Raw genomic sequence first — 19745 nt, 5'->3', positions numbered from 1 at the left:
CCAGACCGTCAATCCTGTTGGGTACATAACGTAATATCGCGGACGACAGAATAAAATCGTTTTTCTATTTTGTGGAATGAAAATCGGGTAGATTCTGTTGTAAGATCCTGTTTCACCTGGTCAAAAGCTTCCGTCATAACCTGTATCGCTTCACGACGCGTTTCTTCTGTTAAAACAGGCTGGATCAAAATATCATCCGTACGCCCATCTTCAATATATACATACGTAATACCTAACGTCTGCAGCCGGTTATTAATAGACGTCGTCAAAGTGGCTCCCGTTTTCAACAAAACGTTCCCTTTATTGTTAAACACATTTTCTGCTAGTTTCACGTCTTCCTTTATAGATGATACAGCGACTAATCTCAACTTGCTCCCGTCTCCTTACATAGTCAACACGCATTCTTGTTAACTGGAAATTTCTCTTTTCAACGCACTCATGACTTGACGGTCTAGCTTAAGAGCGGCTTGCCTATCATACGTCTTCTCATAAACGGGCTCTTTTATAATTTTCGAACCGTAAAACATGACATCACGTACTTCTGTAACCGTAATTTCAATCATTGATGCTTTAAGGGGAACATCTTCTAAACGTTCTACTGCAATACGAGCTTTTCCACTGATCGTATAAGTCGATTCTGCTACAAAAATCGCAACGGAAACAAATGAGTTTTTATTAATATTTTCAATCATCTTTGACCGGCTGTCGATGGCAATTCGAATCGTTTTTTCGTCTGGTGCAAAGATCCAGGAAACTGTATTCATAAATGGTGCACCTGTATCCGCATTTACCGTTGAAAACAGTGCAAAACATTCCTTCTGCAACGCTCCAAATAAATCCGGGAGTAAGTACTCCTCATTTCGGTTAGCCAAAAATACCGCTCCTTTAGCTTTTTATTCCATTATACCGGCAAAGATATTCCTTTTCTATATAAAAAGTAATCTGCCAGCATTCATGTTATACTATAGAAAAATAGTATGGGGGTGTGTCATGCGAGTAAAATGCATTATTTGCGATAAAATTGAAACGATTGAAGATAGTCTTCCCGCTGCAAAGAAACTGAGAAACCGTCCTATTCATACATACATGTGTGATGAATGTCGGACGCGTATCACTGAGAATACGACAAAACGGGTCAACACTGGGCAGTTTTTCGTCTACCGATCAGGCAAACAAAAAGAATGGCTTCCATAAAATATACTTCATAAACGGTCACCTCGTCCCGGCTTCATTTGTATTTCTCTCTATCCATTAATGCTGTAAAGCTTGCTGCCAGCATTAATGATGCGTCTACTGATCTCTACCCGATACTAAGACACATCTTAACATCTTATATGCGCTCATATTGAGCTTTTATAACTCAAAAAAAATATAAGCGGAAGGCTTAAAAGCCTTCCGCTCTATTCATTGTATTGTATTTTCTTCTTTTTGATGCTTTTTAAGCCTAAATTTATACGTACCGAGGATGAGTGCCGCAACAATAAGACTTTCGACAACCGGCAATTGATAAGACAAAATTAAAAGAAGCAACGAACCAATGGCAAGTGAAATATAAATAATGACGTTCTGCCACATTTTTAATTTTTTCGCAAACCCGAGATTGTAAACGAGAATGGAAAGGGCAATTAATATACCCCAGTAAATGTAGACAGCTGCTTTAACACCGAACGCTTCAATAATTGCTCCCAGAAGCGGACTGATATGTTCAAGTCCTTCCACACCTATCCCTCCTGCTTATTTACTTATTATACTTTCTTTTTCGCTGCACGCTCGCGTTCACTCTTATCAAGTATTTTTTTGCGAAGACGAATGGATTCAGGTGTTAGTTCACAATACTCGTCATCATTTAAATACTCAAGTGCTTCTTCAAGCGACATAATACGAGGTTTTTTCATCGTGGCTGTTTGGTCTTTATTTGCTGAACGGACATTTGTCGCTTGCTTTGTTTTCGCAATGTTAACTGTTAAGTCATTATCACGTGTATGTTCGCCGACAATCATACCTGCATAAATCTCCGTTCCTGCTTCAACGAATATAATTCCACGGTCTTCAACACCCATGATACCATAAGTTGATGCTTTTCCCGTTTCCTGCGAAACAAGAACACCTTGGCGTCGTCCGCCGATCCGGCCTTTTTGCATGGGCTGATAAGAATCAAATGTATGGTTAATAATACCATACCCACGTGTCATTGTTAAGAATTCAGTTGTATACCCAATCAAACCGCGTGCCGGTACCATGAAAATTAAACGAACTTGACCATTTCCATTGTTCACCATATCTAACATTTCGCCTTTACGTGTACCAAATGATTCGATAATTGAACCCGTATATTCTTCCGGCACGTCAATTTGAACACGTTCTACCGGTTCGCATTTTACACCGTCTATTTCACGAACGATTACTTGAGGTTTTGATACTTGAAGTTCAAATCCTTCACGGCGCATGTTCTCGATTAAGATCGACAAATGAAGTTCGCCGCGGCCTGATACGATCCATTCATCAGGTGAAGTTGTATTTTCAACGCGCAGACTGACATCCGTTTCTAATTGCGCATGCAAACGCTCTTCAATTTTTCTAGACGTAACAAATTTTCCTTCGCGGCCTGCAAATGGACTATTGTTTACTAAGAAATTCATTTGAAGTGTTGGCTCGTCAATACGGAGAACTGGAAGTGCTTCCTGGTGTTCTGTTGGTGTTACCGTCTCACCCACATTAATATCTTCCATTCCAGATACCGCAACTAAGTCGCCTGCTTTTGCTTTTTCAATTTCAATTCGTTTCAACCCGAGGAAACCGAACATTTTTGTAACGCGGAATTGTTTTACCTTCCCGTCCAGTTTCATAAGTGCAACAGATTGACCCACTTCCATTTCACCACGGAAAATACGGCCAATTCCAATACGGCCTAAATAATCGCTGTAATCAAGAAGAGCAACCTGGAATTGAAGCGGCTCATCGCTGTTATCAATCGGTGCTGGAATGTGTTCAATAATTGCCTCGTAGAGAGCTTCCATGTTTTCATCTTGCTCATCCGGTGTTTTGCTTGCTGTACCATTAATACCGGAAGCATAAATAACAGGAAATTCAAGCTGCTCGTCATTTGCATCAAGCTCAATGAACAATTCGATTACTTCATCGACTACTTCCTCTGGACGGGCAAAATCACGGTCAATTTTATTGACAACGACGATTGGACGCAAATTTTGCTCCAACGCTTTTTTCAACACGAAACGGGTCTGCGGCATACAGCCTTCATACGCATCAACAACTAAGAGAACGCCGTCGACCATTTTCATGATCCGTTCTACTTCACCGCCGAAATCCGCATGTCCCGGTGTATCGAGAATATTGATTTTTGTGTCTTTATATTGAATCGCAGTATTTTTCGCCAAAATCGTAATGCCGCGCTCCCGTTCAATGTCATTTGAATCCATCGCGCGCTCTTCCACATGTTCGTTTGAACGAAAAATACCTGACTGCTTTAATAGCTGATCGACGAGTGTCGTTTTTCCGTGGTCAACATGGGCGATAATCGCGATGTTACGTAAATCGTTTCTTGTTTTCAAACTATTTCCTCCTGCTCTTTTCTAGAAACTTCTTCAAATACAGTTTCCATTAACTGCGTTATTATATCACACACTTTACAAGATGCCTATTTGAAAAAAAAACGATCATTGCAAAAAAAGAACGGCTTATACTACAATAAAGAAAAAAAAGGGGGGCTTGGCATAATGTCTAACATTCAATGGCCGTTTCTCGGTTTTGCTGTTCTTGCCGCTGCTTGTATGATAGGCATAGGCGTCGCAATCAGTGAACATAGCTGGATTGGTGCCGTTCTTTCGATTGTAATTCTTTTTGGTGTCATGGGTTTTGGATTTTCATACAAAGCAAAATTGCGCCGCTTAGGCAAACTATAAAAAAGCCGGAAAGACAAATTGCTGTCTTTCCGACTTTTTATTTTAAATAATCAGTTAATATTCGTTCATGAAGCCCCGGTGCACAAGCGAAGAGCGGATTGATCGCCAACATATTGACATCAGACCCGTCCAATGTGCTCACAATACCACCCGCTTCTTCTACAATTATTTTTCCGCCTGCAAAATCCCACGGTGCGTTTCTCATCGTTATGTAGGCGCTCAATCGTCCTGAAGCTACATATGCAAGCTCAAGTGCTGCCGAACCGTATGAACGTGTTCCGCGTACCTCTTTCGCCAGCGCAATCAATTTATTTTGATCGAAATAACGGTTATTAATTAGCCAAGTTGAACTGATGCCGACAATGGCTTCTTTTACAGGCACAGGTTTCAATTTTTCAAGGGGTATATCATTCATCCAAGCGCCTTCTCCACGCCGTGCATGATACAACTCATCATGCACAATATCATATATATAGCCAAGTACGCCTTTTCCGTTCTCATAAATACCAATTGAAATAGCAAAGTTGCGCTGCTGATGGACAAAATTCATCGTTCCATCAATCGGATCAATGATCCAGATGATACCGTCAAGCGACTGAATACGATCGCCCTGACCTTCTTCACCCAAAATAGCGTGATTGGGATAATTCATACGAATATTTTCAATAAAAAATCGTTCTGTTTCTTTATCCATATTTGTGACTAAATCATTTGGATTCGATTTCGACTGAATGCTCAATGAATGATGAAAGGATTCTCTAATTAACGCTCCTGCTTCTTGAATCCAGCATTTTACCTCTTCATCTATTTCTGTCCAATTTGTCATATTTTATCCCCCTGGCTCCACCCTGAATTCCGATTCAGTTTATTTTCACATTAAACTAATTTATAAAGCTTATCAAGTTTTTCCATTCAAAGTGCTGTGGTACTATGGATAATATAGATAAGTTGAAAGGAGTTTCACATGACAACACCGTTTTTCACCAAGGAAGATTTTCAAGTGTTTAAGATTGAGGGGCTTAACGAGAGAATGACCGCTATTCAAGAACGGATTCAACCGAAATTCAAAAAAGTCGGTGATCAACTGACAGATGATCTTTCAGCACTGCTTGGTCAGGAAATGTTTTTACATATTGCCAGGCACGCGCGGCGCAAAGTGAATCCGCCTAACGATACGTGGCTGGCGATCGCAGGCAACAAACGCGGGTACAAACAACACCCACATTTTCAAATCGGCTTATTTGACGATCATGTTTTTATTTGGTTAGCGTTTATTTACGAACTTCCTCAAAAAACAGGCATCGCGAAAACATTTTTGAACAACATGGACATGATCAAACAAACCATTCCAGGTGATTATGTCATTTCGCTAGATCATTTGAAAAAGGACGCTGTTTCATTGATAGAAATCAATTTAACGGAAGCCCTTGAACGTTTTCACGACGTAAAGAAAGCTGAATTATTAATCGGCCGGCACATTGCAGCAAATGACCCCGTCTTAAAAGACGATACAGAATTTTACAAACTGGCGAAAGAAACGTTCGAAACGCTGATTCCATTATATAAGCTGTCGTATAAATAAAAGTGTGCCCGCATCGCTCATATGCGATGCGGGCTTCTTCTACATACGGACACGCGCATTTTCGGGTGCCTGCTTCATTTTTTGAACAGCATGATAGGAAGAATAATTGCTCACCTCTTCAAATTCATCGCAAATTCGCTTTTCATCTGCTTTGCCCGGGACAATTGCTTTAAACCGGCGATAGCGATCCATAAACTCTTCCCGGTTCATTCCTTTCTCATATACATTTTCCACCGCTTCAAAAAAAGAAACGACATCAATGACTTCTTCCGTTGACCAATCCGCCCTAAATGGATACGAATATTCCATTACTCTCACCTCACTTTATTTTATTCGTTTCTCCTTCTATATATCCTTTGTTTTTCTGCATGATAAGCATGCGGATTTTTCTTTGCAACGACCTTCCAAAGTGCTATAATGCTTTATGTTTTGAATTATGTAGAAAGAGGTGGATAATGCGTTGTCACAACACAATACACCATTATTTGACGGGCTTCTCAAGCACGCAAAGAAGAACCCGGTTCAGTTTCATATACCAGGCCATAAAAAAGGAAAAGGGATGGACCCTGTCTTCAGAGAGTTCATCGGTGAAAATGCCTTATCAATCGATTTAATTAACATTGCACCACTTGATGATTTGCATCAGCCACATGGCATTATTAAAGAAGCACAGCAGCTCGCTGCAGAAGCATTTGGTGCCGATCACACCTTCTTCTCTGTACAAGGAACGAGCGGAGCAATTATGACGATGATCATGGCTGTATGTGGTCCCGGAGAAAAAATTATCGTCCCACGCAACGTTCATAAATCGATTATGACGGCGATTGTTTTTTCAGGCGCCGTGCCGATTTTTATCCATCCAGAGATTGATAAAGACCTAGGGATTTCACATGGAATGACGACAGAATCAGTCAATCGCGCATTAATAGAGCATCCTGATGCAAAAGGTGTCCTCGTCATCAACCCAACTTATTTCGGCATTGCCGGCGATTTGAAGCAGATTGTCGAGATAGCACATTCCTATTCCGTACCGGTGCTTGTTGACGAAGCTCACGGCGTCCATATTCACTTTCACGACGACCTGCCGATTTCGGCCATGCAAGCAGGGGCTGACATGGCCGCGACAAGTGTTCATAAGCTGGGTGGATCAATGACCCAGAGTTCTATTTTAAACGTTCGTGAAGGGCTCGTATCCGTCAATCGCGTACAGTCTATCCTTAGCATGTTAACGACGACATCGACGTCATACATCCTTCTCGCATCACTCGATACTGCACGAAAACATTTAGCCATAAATGGAAAGAAGATTATCGAAGAAGCCATTAAACTTGCTGAAAAAACACGTGAAAAGATTAACAAAATTGATCATTTTTATTGCGTAGGTTCTGAAATACTCGGTTCAAAAGCGACATATGACTACGATCCAACTAAACTGATTATTTCAGTGAAAAACCTTGGTATTAGCGGACATGATGCTGAAAAATGGCTTCGTGAGCACTACAACATTGAAGTAGAATTAAGCGATTTATATAATATTTTATGCCTTATAACTCCTGGGGATACAGAAACAGATTGTTCCCTGCTCGTCAAAGCATTAACGGAAATGGCTGATACATTCAGCGACACTGTCCAATCGCGATATGCGCATGTTATGCTGCCAGATATTCCTCTTCTCGCTTTGTCGCCTCGTGAAGCTTTTTACGCCGAGACGGAAAAAGTCCTGCTTGAAGAATCAGCCGGCCGGATTATAGCAGAATTTATGATGGTCTATCCGCCAGGTATCCCAATTTTCATTCCGGGCGAAATTATTACTGAAGAAAATTTGCGCTATGTGCATGAGAACGTGGCTGCAGGTCTTCCTGTACAGGGGCCTGAAGATGAAGAGTTAAAAACATTACGTGTTATTAGAGAGCGCAAACCCATTTATTAATAAAAAAAAGAGCTGACCCGTTACCTGGGTCCAGCTCTTTTTAAATATATTATTTATCGTTTTCCATTTCCGTTTCATGATCGCACCCACAGTGAGAGTAAAGAACTGTCACCTTCTCTTCTTCAAAGTACTCGATTGTTTTCAGGCAAGTTGTACAGATGATTGTTCCCATTTTTCATTACCTCCCATTGTTTGTTTTGAAAGCGCTTTATGTTTCTTAATTACATAATAATATAACATAATTAAGATTGCAAGCATAAATTGTATAGCATATTTAAAAACGGGACAAAAAGCCCCCTATTCACCATACACAGCAAATAGGGGGCTTCAGGCTGATTATTGTATTATTTTACGATATGAATTGGTGTTCCGAGCGCAACTTCTGCTGCTTCCATCGTCATTTCAGCGAGTGTTGGATGCGCATGAATGGTCATCGCAATATCTTCAAGTGTCATGCCTGCTTCAATGGCAAGACCAAGTTCAGATACTATGTCAGATGCACCTGTACCAGCAATTTGAGCACCGATTACAAGACCATCTTCTTTACGTGATACAATTTTAACAAAACCATCTGTACTGTTAAGAGCAAGCGCACGGCCATTCGCTGCAAACGGGAACTTAGCCGCTATTACATCGATTTTTTCTTCTTTTGCCTGCGCTTCTGTATAGCCGACAGTTGCTAATTCAGGTTCTGTGAAGCAGACAGCCGGAATCGCTAAATAATCGACTTCTGATTTTTCGCCGCTGATTGCTTCCGCAGCAATTTTACCTTCGTAAGATGCTTTGTGGGCAAGTGGAGGTCCCGTAATAATATCACCGATCGCGAAAATATTTTCAACGCTTGTACGACACTGTTTATCCACTTCGATTACACCACGGTCTGTCATTTTAATGCCGGCGCCTTCAATGCCAAGTTCATCCGTGTTAGGACGGCGGCCTACGGTGACAAGTACATAATCAGCTTCAATTGTTTCTTCTTTACCGCCTGCTTCATATGTTACTTTTACGCCATTTTCTGTTTCTTCCGATGATTTTGCCATCGCTTTCGTTACAATGGTCACACCTTTTTTCTTCATACTGCGCTTGACAATGGCAGACATCTGCTTTTCAAAGCCCCCTAGAATTTCAGGAGCACCTTCAAGAATGGTTACTTCAGAACCGAAATTTGCAAATGCCGTCGACAATTCTGATCCGATATAGCCGCCGCCAATAACGACCAACTTTTTCGGAATCTCTTGAAGAGCAAGAGCACCCGTTGAATCGAGAACACGTTTTGAAAATTTGAAGTTCGGAATTTCAATTGGTCTTGACCCTGTTGCAATGATCGCGTTTTTAAATGTGTACGTTTGAGCAGAGTTTTCCGTCATGACACGAAGTGTATTCGCATCGTTAAAATAAGCTTCACCGCGTACGATTTCTACTTTGTTCCCTTTCAGCAAGCCTTCAACGCCGCCTGTTAATTTCTTAACAACGCTGCCTTTCCACTTCTGAACTTTTTCAAAATTCACTGTCACGTTTTCAGCGACAATACCAATATCATCTGAATATTTTGCTTGATCGAAGCGATGAGCTGCAGTTAAAAGGGCTTTTGAAGGAATACAGCCTACGTTTAAACAAACGCCTCCAAGATTTTCTTTTTCAACGATGGTCACTTTTTGTCCAAGCTGTGCTGCACGAATTGCGGCAACATATCCACCAGGACCTGAACCAATAACTATAGTGTCTGTTTCAATTGGGAAATCTCCTACTACCATTTATTACGCCTCCATTAGTAAAAGTTCTGGGTCGTTCAACAACCGCTTAATATGATTCAATGCATGTTGTGCTGTCGCTCCATCAATCATACGATGATCAAAGCTCAATGATAATGCTAACACAGGTGCGGCTATAATTTCACCATTTTTCACAATTGCTTTCTCAGCAATTCGTCCAATTCCTAAGATCGCTACTTCCGGATGATTAATAACCGGTGTAAACCATTGGCCCCCAGCTGACCCGATATTGGTAATTGTGCAAGATGCACCTTTCATTTCTGCTGGTGCAAGTTTACCATCACGTGCTTTTACAGCAAGTTCATTAATTTCATTCGAAATCGTGAACATTGATTTACGGTCTGCGTTTTTCACGACTGGTACCATCAATCCTTTATCTGTATCTGCTGCAATCCCGATGTTGTAGTAATGTTTATGAACGATTTCACTTGTCACATCATCAATGGATGTGTTCAAAGCAGGATATTCACGAAGCGCGCTTGTCAAAGCTTTCACAACGTATGGAAGGAATGTTAATTTCACGCCTTTTTCCGCCGCCACTTCTTTGAACTTTTTACGATGAGCCCACAATTTTGTCACTTCAATTTCGTCCATTAATGTAACGTGTGGTGCTGTATGTTTTGAGTTAACCATCGCTTTGGCGATTGCTTTGCGGATTCCGCTCATTTTTTCACGTGTTTCCGGGAATTCGCCTTCAGGAATGGCGGTTGCTGCAGCTGGTTTTGATTCATTCGCTGCCGCTTCTTTCGTTTCTTCCTGTTTTTGTGCTGGCTGTTCAGCTGCTTCAGGACCGTTTTGAAGGAATTGATCGATATCTTCTTTTACGATACGGCCATTTTTGCCGCTGCCTGATACAAGTGTAATATTGATCTCTTTTTCACGTGCATACTTACGTACAGATGGCATAGCAATAATACGGCGGTTCGGATCTACTTCTGACGTGTCAGCTTGTGGCTGGCTGCCTGCACCTGTCGCTTCAGCCGGTGCTTGTTTTGTTTCGTCAGCAGGTACTTTATCTACATTTTGACCTGCTTCGGCTGTTGATTGAACTTGTTCTTCTGTTTGAACGGCACCTTCGTCTCCATGGTCGCCTTTAAACTTCAAGTCTTCGTAACCTGGAGCGTCAAGTTTAATCAATGTATCGCCAACGATTGCCGTGGCGCCTTCATTAACAAGTATATCTTCTACTGTTCCAGCAACTGGTGACGGAATTTCAACCACCGCTTTATCATTTTGAACTTCGCAAAGTACGTCATCTTCCTGTACTTTATCGCCTGGCTTTACGAACCACTTGACGATTTCGCCTTCATGAATTCCCTCGCCGATATCTGGTAGTTTAAATTCAAATGCCAATGTATTCATCCTCCTATATTGTCATTTTAGAAAGGAGGCGCAAGGCCCCCCGTTTCTAATGTGATCTATTCATTAAAATTCAAGTACTTTTTTTGCTGTTTCAATGACATCTTTATAGTTAGGCAGCCATACGGCCTCCGCTTGTGAAAATGGGAAGACTGTATCTGGTGCTGCTACGCGAAGAACTGGTGCTTCAAGACTCAAGATCGCACGGTCATTAATTTCAGCGACAACATTCGCTGCAATACCTGCCTGCTTTTGCGCTTCCTGCACGACGATTGCACGACCCGTTTTTTCAACAGACGCAATAATAGTTTCGATATCAAGCGGTTGAATCGTACGAAGATCAATGACTTCAACAGAGTAGCCTTCTTTTTCAAGTGCTTCTGCTGCTTTCAATGATTCATGAACCATTGCACCGTATGTGATGATCGACAAATCAGAACCTTCGCGTTTCACAGCCGCTTTACCTAAAGGAATTATGTATTCTTCTTCCGGCACGTCTTCACGGAACGAACGGTACAATTTCATGTGCTCAAGAAAAATAACTGGGTCGTTGTCGCGGATTGCAGAAATTAAAAGTCCTTTTGCATCGTACGGAGAGGAAGGTATAACGACTTTCAATCCTGGTTGCTGCGCCATTAAACCTTCTAAACTATCCGCATGAAGTTCAGGTGTATGAACGCCGCCGCCAAAAGGAGAACGGATTGTCACAGGAGCCGAGTAAACGCCGCCAGAGCGGTAGCGCATACGCGCAAGCTGTCCACTTACTGAATCCATTACTTCATATACGAAACCGAAAAATTGAATTTCTGGTACAGGACGGAATCCTTCAAGAGCAAGACCGACAGCTAGACCACCGATTCCTGATTCCGCAAGCGGTGTATCAAATACGCGCTCTTCTCCAAATTCTTTTTGAAGACCCTCTGTCGCGCGGAATACCCCGCCGTTAACGCCTACGTCTTCACCGAAGACAAGTACGTTTTCGTCGTTTTTTAATTCTACGCGTAAGGCATCAGTAATCGCTTGAATCATTGTCATTTGTGCCATGGCTTACTTCGACTCCTTTGCAGTATAAATTTCATATTGTTCTTTCAGATTAGCTGGCATTTCGTCATACATGTTTGCCATTAAATCTGTTACTTTTTGTTTTGGTGTTTCATCTGCTTTTTTAATCGCATCTTTAATTTCTTCTTTTGCGCGTTCAATTACTTCTGTTTCTTTCTCTTCATTCCATAAGCCTTTTTCTTCAAGGTATTTACGGAAGCGAACGAGCGGATCTTTTTTCTCCCATTCTGTATCAAGATCAGAAGTACGATAGCGTGTTGGATCATCACCAGCCATTGTATGCGGGCCATAACGGTAACACACTGTTTCAATCAATGTCGGGCCGCCGCCATTGATCGCGCGCTCGCGGGCTTCTTTCACGACTGTATATACAGCAAGTGGATCCATACCATCAACAAGAACAAATGGGATACCAGCAGCAATTCCTTTTTGAGCGATCGTTTTCGCTGCGGTTTGCTTTTCACGCGGTGTTGAGATCGCAAATTGGTTGTTTTGCACGATAAAAATCGCCGGTGCATTGAATGCTCCTGCAAAGTTAATTCCTTCATAGAAATCCCCTTGTGAAGAACCGCCATCACCTGTATACGTTACGGCGACTGCTTTTTTGCCGCGTTTTTTCAATCCAAGTGCCACGCCTGCATTTTGAACATACTGTGCACCGATAATAATTTGCGGTGACAATACATTTACGCCTTCAGGTGCCTGGTTACCGACGAAATGTCCACGTGAGAATAAGAACGCCTTCCAAAGCGGAAGTCCATGCCAGACGATTTGTGGCACATCACGGTAGCCTGGTAAAATCCAGTCCGCTTTTTCAAGCGCGTAATGAGAGGCGATTTGTGACGCTTCCTGCCCAGCTGTCGGCGCATAGAAACCTAATCGACCTTGACGATTAAGCGAAATAGAGCGCTGATCAAGAACACGTGTATACACCATACGCGCCATTAACTCTTGAAGCTCTTCATCCGACATCTTCGGCACAGCCTCTTCATTTACAATTTTCCCCTCTTCATTTAAAACTTGGATCATTTCAATTTGATTTTCAATGGATTCAAGTATTTGTTGTGGATCGAGCTGAGCAGTTTTCTTTGCACTCATGATCAACACCTATCCTTTCATTATTGGTTACACGATTATTTTTTTATTTATAATTCCCTGTATCAGTTGTTTCCATAAAGGCACTGATACAATATGAAGCTATGATTAATAGTTTATATCATCATGTTTAATCCGTCAATTTTAAATATTCCTCTTGTGTACTCCCCAAAAAACAAGGACTGTATTAGTTCAAAAACACAATCTGTATTATAAAAAGAAAGCGCTTTTAACATCTGTTATACATTACATTTCTCTAACCTGCCCTTCTCTATTTTCCCTTTCTTTCCTTTTCAAAACACACAATATGTGGCATTAACATTTTGCACACTTTTTGATAAGATAAGTACACCAATCGGAAAAAAAGGAAGGTATACAGATGATTAAAATGAATGATATCGTGCGTGAAGGAGAACCTGTCCTGCGTGAAAAAGCGAGCGACGTGATACTCCCTGCTTCACCGGAAGAGAAAGAAGTACTTGCTTCTTTAATGGAATATGTACAAAATAGCCAGAACCCGGATATCGCAGAAAAACACGGACTGCGCCCCGGCATCGGCCTTGCAGCTCCCCAAATCGGCGTGTCAAAACGAATGATTGCCATTCATGTAAAAGATGAAAAAGGCGTACTAATAAGTTATGCCCTTTTCAACCCGAAACTTGTCAGCCACTCGGTAGAAAAAGCATTTTTAACGAGTGGAGAAGGATGCTTGTCGGTTGACCGCGACGTACCTGGATACGTTCATCGCTATGCACGCGTCACAATCAAAGGCACGACACTTGCTGGTGATGAAGTTAAATTTCGTTTAAAAGGACTGCCTGCCATCTGTATTCAACATGAAATTGACCATTTAAACGGTGTCTTATTTTACGACTATATTGACCAAAATGACCCATTCCGTGTAGAAGATAACGCACACCCCATTGAACGATAATATGTATAAACATTATTAATACAACGCATACTACGCATACCCATTTTTCTTTTCATAAAGCCATGCGTGTGATAAAATGGCTTTAAGGAGTGATCCACGATGTTAAAAAAGCTAAAAAAAAAGCTTGTAAAACAGTGGAAAGACATGCTCAGAAGAAAAACAATTGCATAACATTGAATGGTTAAGCCCTTCCGAAACGAAGGGCTGTCTTTATGTAAGAGACCGAAGATGTTCATTTCGTGTAAAAACATCTTTTTTTCTATATAATTAAAAAACATTAACACCCTGAGAAGAACCGCTCACATGCGGTTTGTATATATTACTTCGGAAAAAGGAGAGAAGTTCATGATTTACAAAGTGTACTATCAAGAAGATTATTCAGAGGTACCCGTTCGCGAAAATACGAAATCGTTATACGCAGAAGCGGATTCAGAACGCGCCGTTCGTCACGCATTAAAAAACCGCCCATACAATATTGAATTTGTTCAATTGGTAAACGAATCTCACCTCGAATATGAGAAGCAGTCGCCAAACTATAAAGTGGAGCAGCTGTAAAACATGAAATTCGTAAAAAATGATCAAACAGCTGTTTTTGCCCTCGGCGGTTTGGGTGAAATCGGAAAAAACACGTACGCTGTCCAATTTCAGGACGAAATTATTTTAATTGATGCTGGGATAAAGTTTCCAGAAGATGAATTACTTGGAATCGATTACGTGATTCCGGACTATTCATATTTAGAAAAAAATGCAGATAAAATTAAAGGGTTGTTCGTCACGCACGGTCATGAAGACCATATCGGTGGTATCCCTTACTTGCTGCGTGTTGTCAATGTACCTGTGTATGGCGGAAAACTTGCTCTCGGTCTGCTTCGTAATAAGCTGGATGAGCATGGACTTCTGCGCCGTACCCGCCTTCATGAAGTCGTGGAAGATGATGTGATTAAATTTCGGAAAACGTCCGTTTCTTTTTTCCGAACAACACACAGTATTCCGGATTCATATGGTGTTGTCGTTAAAACACCTCAAGGAAGCATCGTTCACACAGGAGATTTTAAATTTGATTTCACGCCAGTCGGTGAACCTGCAAACTTAACGAGAATGGCTGAGATCGGTAAAGAAGGCGTACTCTGTCTTCTCTCTGATAGCACGAACAGTGAAGTACCTAACTTTACAATGTCAGAACGCAAAGTCGGCGAAAGTATCCGTAACATCTTTCGTAAAGTAGAAGGCCGGCTTATTTTCGCAACGTTCGCATCAAATATTCATCGATTGCAGCAAGTAGTCGAAGCAGCGGTTGAAGACGGCCGAAAAGTCGGTGTATTTGGACGAAGTATGGACAATGCCATTACGCTCGGTCAACAGTTAGGTTACATTCGCTGTCCTAAAGACACATTTGTCGATACACATCAATTAAATAAATTACCTGCCAACAAAGTCACGATTCTTTGTACAGGCAGCCAGGGAGAGCCTATGGCTGCTCTTTCCCGCATCGCGAACGGTTCCCATCGTCAGATTCAAATTCAGCCAAAAGATACTGTTGTCTTTTCATCCTCACCCATTCCAGGGAACACGGTGAGTGTAAATAGAATTATTAATTCATTGTCACGTGCCGGCGCGGATGTCATTCATGGACCTCTTAATAATATCCATACATCTGGCCATGGGAGTCAGGAAGAGCAGAAGTTAATGCTCAGTCTTATTAAACCTAAATTTTTCATGCCCATTCATGGTGAATACCGGATGCAAAAAACACACTCTCAGCATGCGATCGACTGCGGTGTACCGAAAGAAAACTGCTTTATTATGGACAATGGAGATGTACTTGCCCTCTCAAAAGAGGAAGCGCACGTTGCCGGCCGCATCCAATCTGGTTCTGTTTACATTGATGGAAGCGGTATTGGCGATATCGGCAACATCGTTTTGCGTGACCGCCGAATTTTATCGGAAGAAGGTCTTGTGATCGTTGTTGTGAGCATTAATAAAGCAACAAATAAAATTGAAGCGGGCCCTGATATTATTTCACGTGGATTCGTGTACATGCGTGAATCAGGCGATTTAATTTATGAAGCACAATCGGTGTTAAATCGTCATATTAAGCAATTACTCATTAGTAATACAACTCAATGGTCCGACATTAAAAATGAAATTACCGATACGCTTTCGCCATTTCTTTACGAAAGAACAAAACGCCGTCCAATGATTTTACCAATCATTATGGAAGTGTAACATAACAAAAGAGCTTTCCATTTCCTTTGGAAAGCTCTTTTTGATTGGGAGGCATAATTCATGATCCCCGTGAAAGGAAAATCGCAGTACGATGATGATATAAAACCGCAATTCCGTTCTTCAGCCTGTGGTCCAGTCACGGTTTCAGTTATATTAAACTACTGGTTTAGCGGGACTTATCCGATTCATGTGAACGAATTGTATACATCACTATCCACGACACCGATCGGTCTGTTTCGTTTTATGATGGTTTATAAGCTTCGCCGTCTTCTTGGTCCAGACTGGCTAGTGAAAAGCACGAATCGAATTGATGAAGTAATGGATGAACTGCAAAAAGGACACCCTGTCGCAGCAAAATTCGACAAATATTTTACACTTCGTTTTTTTTCAAAACCGATGTATGCGTATCATTGGGTTGTCATAACCGGCTATGAAATGAAAAATGGTGAAATCATTTTATTCTTTCACGATAACGGGGCACCTGGCCGGGAAAGTAAACGAAGACATGTATCCTATAGAAAGCAGTCTTCTATGCTTCGCTTCGTCCTTATTACACCACCTGATTCACAAAAAAACCCACTTTGAAGTGGGATTTTTCATTTAATCATTCATTTTTTTCTCAAAACGGTCAATATCTTTATCTGCTCCAATAATAATTAAAATGTCATTCACAACGATTGTTTCATCCGCCTGCGGTGAAACAATTATTTCTTTTCCCCGCTTAATAGCGACAATATTAATTCCATATCGAACACGAATATCAAGATCGATTATGGTGTTCCCTGCAAGAGCTTCATTCGCAATAATTTCTGTAATGGAATGCTCATCGGAAAGCTCTAAATAATCAAGTACATTATTTGACACAATATTGTTTGCAATACGCCGTCCCATGTCTCGTTCTGGATGAACGACTTGATCCGCGCCAATTTTTAATAATACTTTTTCATGGTAATCATTCTGTGCTTTTGCTGTTACTTTTTTGACGCCAACTTCTTTTAACATAAGCGTCGTCAAAATGCTTGATTGAATGTCATCACCTATCGCAACAATCACATGGTCAAAGTTGCGAATGCCTAGACTTTTCAATACGGATTCATCTGTCGTATCTGCGACAACAGCATGGGACGCAATCGATGCGAATTCATTCACTCGGTCTTCATCCCTATCGATCGCCATCACTTCCATTCCCTGCTCGCTCAACTCTCTGCAAATACTGCTGCCGAAGCGGCCGAGGCCTATAACGACAAATTCTTTTTTCATATTCATTTCCCCCCGCTCTCAACGCTAAAAAGTGGTTCTTGCTATGAGAGTTTACCACGAATCTATTAAAACTTCGCTTATTTCTTTTTCCCTTTCACATAATCTGCATCGAAAAGGAAAAGTCTCATCAATAAGATAAGTGACGGGATCAGCAAGAGCAGTCCTAGAATAAACGCAATAACGAGTGCCAACGCCATCGTTTCATTCGTTACATTTTCATGGACCGTAATATACGGATACAAAATGTATGGCAAATGAGATGCTCCATAGCCGAAAAAGGCGAAGAAAAACTGCAGCATCACCATAATAAAGGCCGTGCCGTATCTTTTCCCTGTATAAATAAACCAGGATGCAATACCGAAGCAGAGGAGCGATAACCCGAACATCCACCAATATTCTGTTATGGCTTTATTGTAATGTTCTGGATTGTGCATTTGCAGTGATATAAAGACGAGAAGGCTTGCCACAATTGTCGGCATGCTCCAGAACAGTGCAAACTGCCTGATCGTCCGGCGCGCTTGTCGGTCATCCGCACGATCTGCATAATACGTTAAAAACGTGGCGCTAATATACAAGACTGATACGATAGATAAAAAGACGACACTCCATGAAAATGGACTCGTAAACAACTCTTTAGCAAGGAATGTCACTTTACCATCCGTAACGGCCAAGAAGTCTCCTTCTGAGATCGTCAATACTGTTGATAACGAAGCAGGAATTAATAATCCTGTCGCTCCGTATAAGAAAAGGTAAAATATACTATCACGTGATCCATAATTATTAAACGCATAAAACGAACCACGAATCGCAAGCAAGATAATTGCGACACTCGCTGGAATAAGAAGCGCTGTTCCGAAATAGTACGCCGTAGCCGGAAAAAAACCGACAATGCCGACGAAAAAGAACACGAAAAACACGTTCGTTACTTCCCATACAGGTGATAAGTAACGTGAAATAAGATCATTCATAATATGGTCTTTTTTCTTCCACCTCGCATAGAAAGCGAAGAAACCAGCACCGAAATCAATAGACGATACAATTAAATAGCCATACAAAAATGTCCATAGAACCGTGATCCCGAGAAGTTCTAAATTCATGCTGATCCCTCCCCATTTGGAAAGCGTTTTTCAAGTTCCGCTTCCGCCGGCGAATTTTTAAACATTTTAATCAACACGACCACTGTCATCACACCGAGTACGAGGTAAAGCAGCGCAAACATGACAAACGTAATGCCTACATCATCATTTCTCGTCGCCGCTTCCGCCACTTTCATATAACCGTTTAAAATCCACGGCTGACGGCCCACTTCAGCTAAAATCCAGCCCGATTCATAGGCAATGAGAGAAAGCGGCCCTGATGCAACAACCGCCCATAAAAGCGGCTTATTCAGTTCATTCCACTTTTTCACTTTACTCATGATGACAAAGAGCGCCGTTATCGCCATGACGAACATACCAATGCTAACCATTATATCAAACATGTAGTGAATCCAAAGCGGCGGACGTTCATCTTCAGGCGTTTCATTTAAACCGATTACTTCCGTGTCAAATGAATTACCTGCAAGAAAGCTCAACAGTTTCGGAACACGAATTTCGTTTTCTATTTCGCCATCTTCATTAAGTGTTCCGTAGAAAATAATATCTGCTCCTTTTTCCGTTTCAAAATGCCACTCAGCCGCTGCTAATTTTTCCGGCTGCACTTCCGCTAAAAATTTCGCTGATACATCGCCCGCAATGGCTGTAAGGACCGAGAAAATTAACGTGCACGTAACAGTTAAACGAAGCGCTTTTTGCTCGTATTGACCGCGTTTTCCTTTTAAAATGGCAAACGCCACAATCGCTGCTAAAATGGCCGCTGACGTCATATATGATGTCGAAACGACGTGGAACACTTTTGATGGTGTTGCTGGATTTAACATCGCTGCTATCGGGTCAATGTTGATCGCCTGACCGCCTTTTAAATCAAATCCTTGCGGCGTATTCATAAATGCATTCACTGTCGTAATAAACAATGCAGACGCCGATGACCCAATCATAACTGGAATTGTTAAGAGCCAGTGTGTCCATTTTCCTTTAAACCGGTCCCACGTGTATAAATAAATGCCAAGGAAAATCGCTTCAAAGAAAAACGCAAATGTTTCCAGAAATAATGGCAAAGCAATAACCTGTCCCGCTACTTCCATAAAACTTGGCCATAACAGTGACAACTGTAAGCCAATTGCAGTTCCCGTTACAACACCTACAGCGACTGTAATCGTAAAGCCGCGTGCCCAGCGTCTTGCTAATAGTAAATAGTGCGGATCATTTTTCTTAATACCGATAAATTCAGCAATGGCAATCATAACCGGTACGCCGACACCGATCATCGCAAAAATAATATGAAACATTAATGTCATCGTTGTCAGCATCCGACTGAGCATGACGCTATCGAGTTCCATTCATATGACCTCCCGAGTGATTCAATTTAAATAAAATTATCACGCTACTCGTATTGTAAACCGAAAACAATAACAATGCTATAAAGGGGGTATGACTATTTTGTGACAAACTTCACAAACATGTATAAAAAAAATTGTCTTCTCCTTGTTTACCCTTCTTTCATGTAT

22 protein-coding genes are annotated in these 19745 nt (G+C 41.4%); 8 read left to right on the top strand and 14 right to left on the bottom strand.

Features of this window, described 5'->3' with window-relative positions:
• Positions 1-8: 8 nt before the first annotated feature.
• Positions 9-368 (bottom strand): hypothetical protein, encoded by a 360-nt coding sequence (locus tag A3M5_RS0102755; RefSeq protein ID WP_018392226.1) that lies wholly within the window; start codon positions 366-368, stop codon positions 9-11.
• A 39-nt stretch (positions 369-407) separates the two neighbouring features.
• Positions 408-872, bottom strand: coding sequence for a pyridoxamine 5'-phosphate oxidase family protein (locus tag A3M5_RS0102750; RefSeq protein ID WP_018392225.1), 465 nt, complete (start codon positions 870-872; stop codon positions 408-410).
• A gap of 118 nt (positions 873-990) precedes the next feature.
• Here A3M5_RS0102750 and A3M5_RS0102745 point away from each other — a divergent pair, with 118 nt between their 5' ends.
• Positions 991-1194 (top strand): YlaI family protein, encoded by a 204-nt coding sequence (locus A3M5_RS0102745; RefSeq protein WP_018392224.1) that lies wholly within the window; start codon positions 991-993, stop codon positions 1192-1194.
• A 210-nt stretch (positions 1195-1404) separates the two neighbouring features.
• On the opposite strand, the gene A3M5_RS0102740 is transcribed toward A3M5_RS0102745, so the two are convergent.
• Complete coding sequence (locus A3M5_RS0102740) at positions 1405-1719, bottom strand: YlaH-like family protein (RefSeq protein ID WP_018392223.1); 315 nt, start codon at positions 1717-1719, stop codon at positions 1405-1407.
• A 26-nt stretch (positions 1720-1745) separates the two neighbouring features.
• A complete protein-coding gene (typA, locus tag A3M5_RS0102735; RefSeq protein ID WP_018392222.1) occupies positions 1746-3569 on the bottom strand; it encodes a translational GTPase TypA in 1824 nt (607 codons plus the stop codon).
• Positions 3570-3734: 165 nt separating this feature from the next.
• Between typA and A3M5_RS0102730 the strand changes: the two genes are divergently transcribed.
• On the top strand, positions 3735-3920 hold the full coding sequence (locus A3M5_RS0102730) for a YlaF family protein (RefSeq protein ID WP_026221560.1): 186 nt from the start codon (positions 3735-3737) through the stop codon (positions 3918-3920).
• Between the two features lie 37 nt (positions 3921-3957).
• Here the strand turns inward: A3M5_RS0102730 and A3M5_RS0102725 are convergent, their stop codons facing one another.
• Positions 3958-4746, bottom strand: coding sequence for an inositol monophosphatase family protein (locus A3M5_RS0102725; RefSeq protein WP_018392220.1), 789 nt, complete (start codon positions 4744-4746; stop codon positions 3958-3960).
• A 138-nt stretch (positions 4747-4884) separates the two neighbouring features.
• On the opposite strand from A3M5_RS0102725, the gene A3M5_RS0102720 reads away from it, so the two are divergent.
• The gene (locus A3M5_RS0102720) at positions 4885-5502 is read left to right on the top strand and encodes a YktB family protein (RefSeq protein WP_018392219.1); all 618 of its coding nucleotides are present in this window, start codon (positions 4885-4887) and stop codon (positions 5500-5502) included.
• Between the two features lie 39 nt (positions 5503-5541).
• Here the strand turns inward: A3M5_RS0102720 and A3M5_RS0102715 are convergent, their stop codons facing one another.
• On the bottom strand, positions 5542-5811 hold the full coding sequence (locus A3M5_RS0102715; protein ID WP_018392218.1) for a UPF0223 family protein: 270 nt from the start codon (positions 5809-5811) through the stop codon (positions 5542-5544).
• Positions 5812-5962: 151 nt separating this feature from the next.
• On the opposite strand from A3M5_RS0102715, the gene A3M5_RS0102710 reads away from it, so the two are divergent.
• Positions 5963-7432, top strand: a complete 1470-nt coding sequence (locus tag A3M5_RS0102710) for an aminotransferase class I/II-fold pyridoxal phosphate-dependent enzyme (RefSeq protein ID WP_018392217.1) — start codon at positions 5963-5965, stop codon at positions 7430-7432.
• 49 nt (positions 7433-7481) lie between these two features.
• On the opposite strand, the gene A3M5_RS24235 is transcribed toward A3M5_RS0102710, so the two are convergent.
• The 5 genes from A3M5_RS24235 to pdhA form a co-directional block, all read right to left on the bottom strand.
• On the bottom strand, positions 7482-7604 hold the full coding sequence (locus tag A3M5_RS24235; protein ID WP_018392216.1) for a GapA-binding peptide SR1P: 123 nt from the start codon (positions 7602-7604) through the stop codon (positions 7482-7484).
• Positions 7605-7776: 172 nt separating this feature from the next.
• Positions 7777-9186 (bottom strand): dihydrolipoyl dehydrogenase, encoded by a 1410-nt coding sequence (lpdA, locus tag A3M5_RS0102700; RefSeq protein WP_018392215.1) that lies wholly within the window; start codon positions 9184-9186, stop codon positions 7777-7779.
• Positions 9187-9189: 3 nt separating this feature from the next.
• The gene (locus A3M5_RS0102695; protein ID WP_018392214.1) at positions 9190-10557 is read right to left on the bottom strand and encodes a dihydrolipoamide acetyltransferase family protein; all 1368 of its coding nucleotides are present in this window, start codon (positions 10555-10557) and stop codon (positions 9190-9192) included.
• 72 nt (positions 10558-10629) lie between these two features.
• Positions 10630-11607: an alpha-ketoacid dehydrogenase subunit beta gene (locus tag A3M5_RS0102690; RefSeq protein ID WP_018392213.1), complete on the bottom strand. Its 978-nt coding sequence runs from the start codon at positions 11605-11607 to the stop codon at positions 10630-10632.
• A gap of 3 nt (positions 11608-11610) precedes the next feature.
• Positions 11611-12723 (bottom strand): pyruvate dehydrogenase (acetyl-transferring) E1 component subunit alpha, encoded by a 1113-nt coding sequence (gene pdhA, locus A3M5_RS0102685; RefSeq protein WP_018392212.1) that lies wholly within the window; start codon positions 12721-12723, stop codon positions 11611-11613.
• A 376-nt stretch (positions 12724-13099) separates the two neighbouring features.
• On the opposite strand from pdhA, the gene def reads away from it, so the two are divergent.
• The 4 genes from def to A3M5_RS0102665 all read left to right on the top strand — a co-directional run bounded on the left by def (position 13100) and on the right by A3M5_RS0102665 (position 16465).
• Positions 13100-13654, top strand: a complete 555-nt coding sequence (gene def, locus A3M5_RS0102680; RefSeq protein WP_018392211.1) for a peptide deformylase — start codon at positions 13100-13102, stop codon at positions 13652-13654.
• Positions 13655-13999: 345 nt separating this feature from the next.
• Positions 14000-14209 carry a DNA-dependent RNA polymerase subunit epsilon gene (locus tag A3M5_RS0102675; protein WP_018392210.1) on the top strand — a complete coding sequence of 70 codons (210 nt, stop codon included), beginning with the start codon at positions 14000-14002 and terminating at the stop codon, positions 14207-14209.
• A 3-nt stretch (positions 14210-14212) separates the two neighbouring features.
• Entirely contained in the window at positions 14213-15880 is a 1668-nt protein-coding gene (gene rnjA, locus A3M5_RS0102670; protein WP_018392209.1) for a ribonuclease J1, read from the top strand.
• Between the two features lie 60 nt (positions 15881-15940).
• Positions 15941-16465: a C39 family peptidase gene (locus tag A3M5_RS0102665; RefSeq protein ID WP_018392208.1), complete on the top strand. Its 525-nt coding sequence runs from the start codon at positions 15941-15943 to the stop codon at positions 16463-16465.
• 15 nt (positions 16466-16480) lie between these two features.
• Here the strand turns inward: A3M5_RS0102665 and A3M5_RS0102660 are convergent, their stop codons facing one another.
• The 3 genes from A3M5_RS0102660 to A3M5_RS0102650 all read right to left on the bottom strand — a co-directional run bounded on the left by A3M5_RS0102660 (position 16481) and on the right by A3M5_RS0102650 (position 19577).
• Entirely contained in the window at positions 16481-17140 is a 660-nt protein-coding gene (locus A3M5_RS0102660; RefSeq protein WP_018392207.1) for a potassium channel family protein, read from the bottom strand.
• 77 nt (positions 17141-17217) lie between these two features.
• Positions 17218-18237, bottom strand: coding sequence for a cytochrome d ubiquinol oxidase subunit II (locus tag A3M5_RS0102655; protein ID WP_018392206.1), 1020 nt, complete (start codon positions 18235-18237; stop codon positions 17218-17220).
• Positions 18234-19577, bottom strand: coding sequence for a cytochrome ubiquinol oxidase subunit I (locus A3M5_RS0102650; RefSeq protein ID WP_018392205.1), 1344 nt, complete (start codon positions 19575-19577; stop codon positions 18234-18236). The genes A3M5_RS0102655 and A3M5_RS0102650 overlap by 4 nt, the downstream gene beginning before the upstream one ends.
• Between the last annotated feature and the right edge of the window lie 168 nt (positions 19578-19745).

The sequence above is a fragment of the Bacillus sp. 37MA genome (genome assembly GCF_000372765.1).
Lineage (GTDB): Bacteria > Bacillota > Bacilli > Bacillales > Domibacillaceae > Domibacillus > Domibacillus aminovorans.
This window is presented reverse-complemented; position numbering and strand designations above follow the sequence as displayed.

Excerpts from the sequence above, each read along its gene's own strand:
- A3M5_RS0102715 (WP_018392218.1), bottom strand. The coding sequence starts at position 5,811 with ATGGAATATTCGTATCCATTTAGGGCGGATTGGTCAACGGAAGAAGTC.
- A3M5_RS0102745 (WP_018392224.1), top strand. The coding sequence starts at position 991 with ATGCGAGTAAAATGCATTATTTGCGATAAAATTGAAACGATTGAAGAT.
- A3M5_RS0102725 (WP_018392220.1), bottom strand. The coding sequence starts at position 4,746 with ATGACAAATTGGACAGAAATAGATGAAGAGGTAAAATGCTGGATTCAA.
- A3M5_RS24235 (WP_018392216.1), bottom strand. The coding sequence starts at position 7,604 with ATGGGAACAATCATCTGTACAACTTGCCTGAAAACAATCGAGTACTTT.
- A3M5_RS0102660 (WP_018392207.1), bottom strand. The coding sequence starts at position 17,140 with ATGAAAAAAGAATTTGTCGTTATAGGCCTCGGCCGCTTCGGCAGCAGT.
- A3M5_RS0102655 (WP_018392206.1), bottom strand. The coding sequence starts at position 18,237 with ATGAATTTAGAACTTCTCGGGATCACGGTTCTATGGACATTTTTGTAT.
- A3M5_RS0102720 (WP_018392219.1), top strand. The coding sequence starts at position 4,885 with ATGACAACACCGTTTTTCACCAAGGAAGATTTTCAAGTGTTTAAGATT.
- A3M5_RS0102650 (WP_018392205.1), bottom strand. The coding sequence starts at position 19,577 with ATGGAACTCGATAGCGTCATGCTCAGTCGGATGCTGACAACGATGACA.
- rnjA (WP_018392209.1), top strand. The coding sequence starts at position 14,213 with ATGAAATTCGTAAAAAATGATCAAACAGCTGTTTTTGCCCTCGGCGGT.
- A3M5_RS0102730 (WP_026221560.1), top strand. The coding sequence starts at position 3,735 with ATGTCTAACATTCAATGGCCGTTTCTCGGTTTTGCTGTTCTTGCCGCT.
- def (WP_018392211.1), top strand. The coding sequence starts at position 13,100 with ATGATTAAAATGAATGATATCGTGCGTGAAGGAGAACCTGTCCTGCGT.
- pdhA (WP_018392212.1), bottom strand. The coding sequence starts at position 12,723 with ATGAGTGCAAAGAAAACTGCTCAGCTCGATCCACAACAAATACTTGAA.
- lpdA (WP_018392215.1), bottom strand. The coding sequence starts at position 9,186 with ATGGTAGTAGGAGATTTCCCAATTGAAACAGACACTATAGTTATTGGT.
- A3M5_RS0102675 (WP_018392210.1), top strand. The coding sequence starts at position 14,000 with ATGATTTACAAAGTGTACTATCAAGAAGATTATTCAGAGGTACCCGTT.
- A3M5_RS0102690 (WP_018392213.1), bottom strand. The coding sequence starts at position 11,607 with ATGGCACAAATGACAATGATTCAAGCGATTACTGATGCCTTACGCGTA.
- A3M5_RS0102665 (WP_018392208.1), top strand. The coding sequence starts at position 15,941 with ATGATCCCCGTGAAAGGAAAATCGCAGTACGATGATGATATAAAACCG.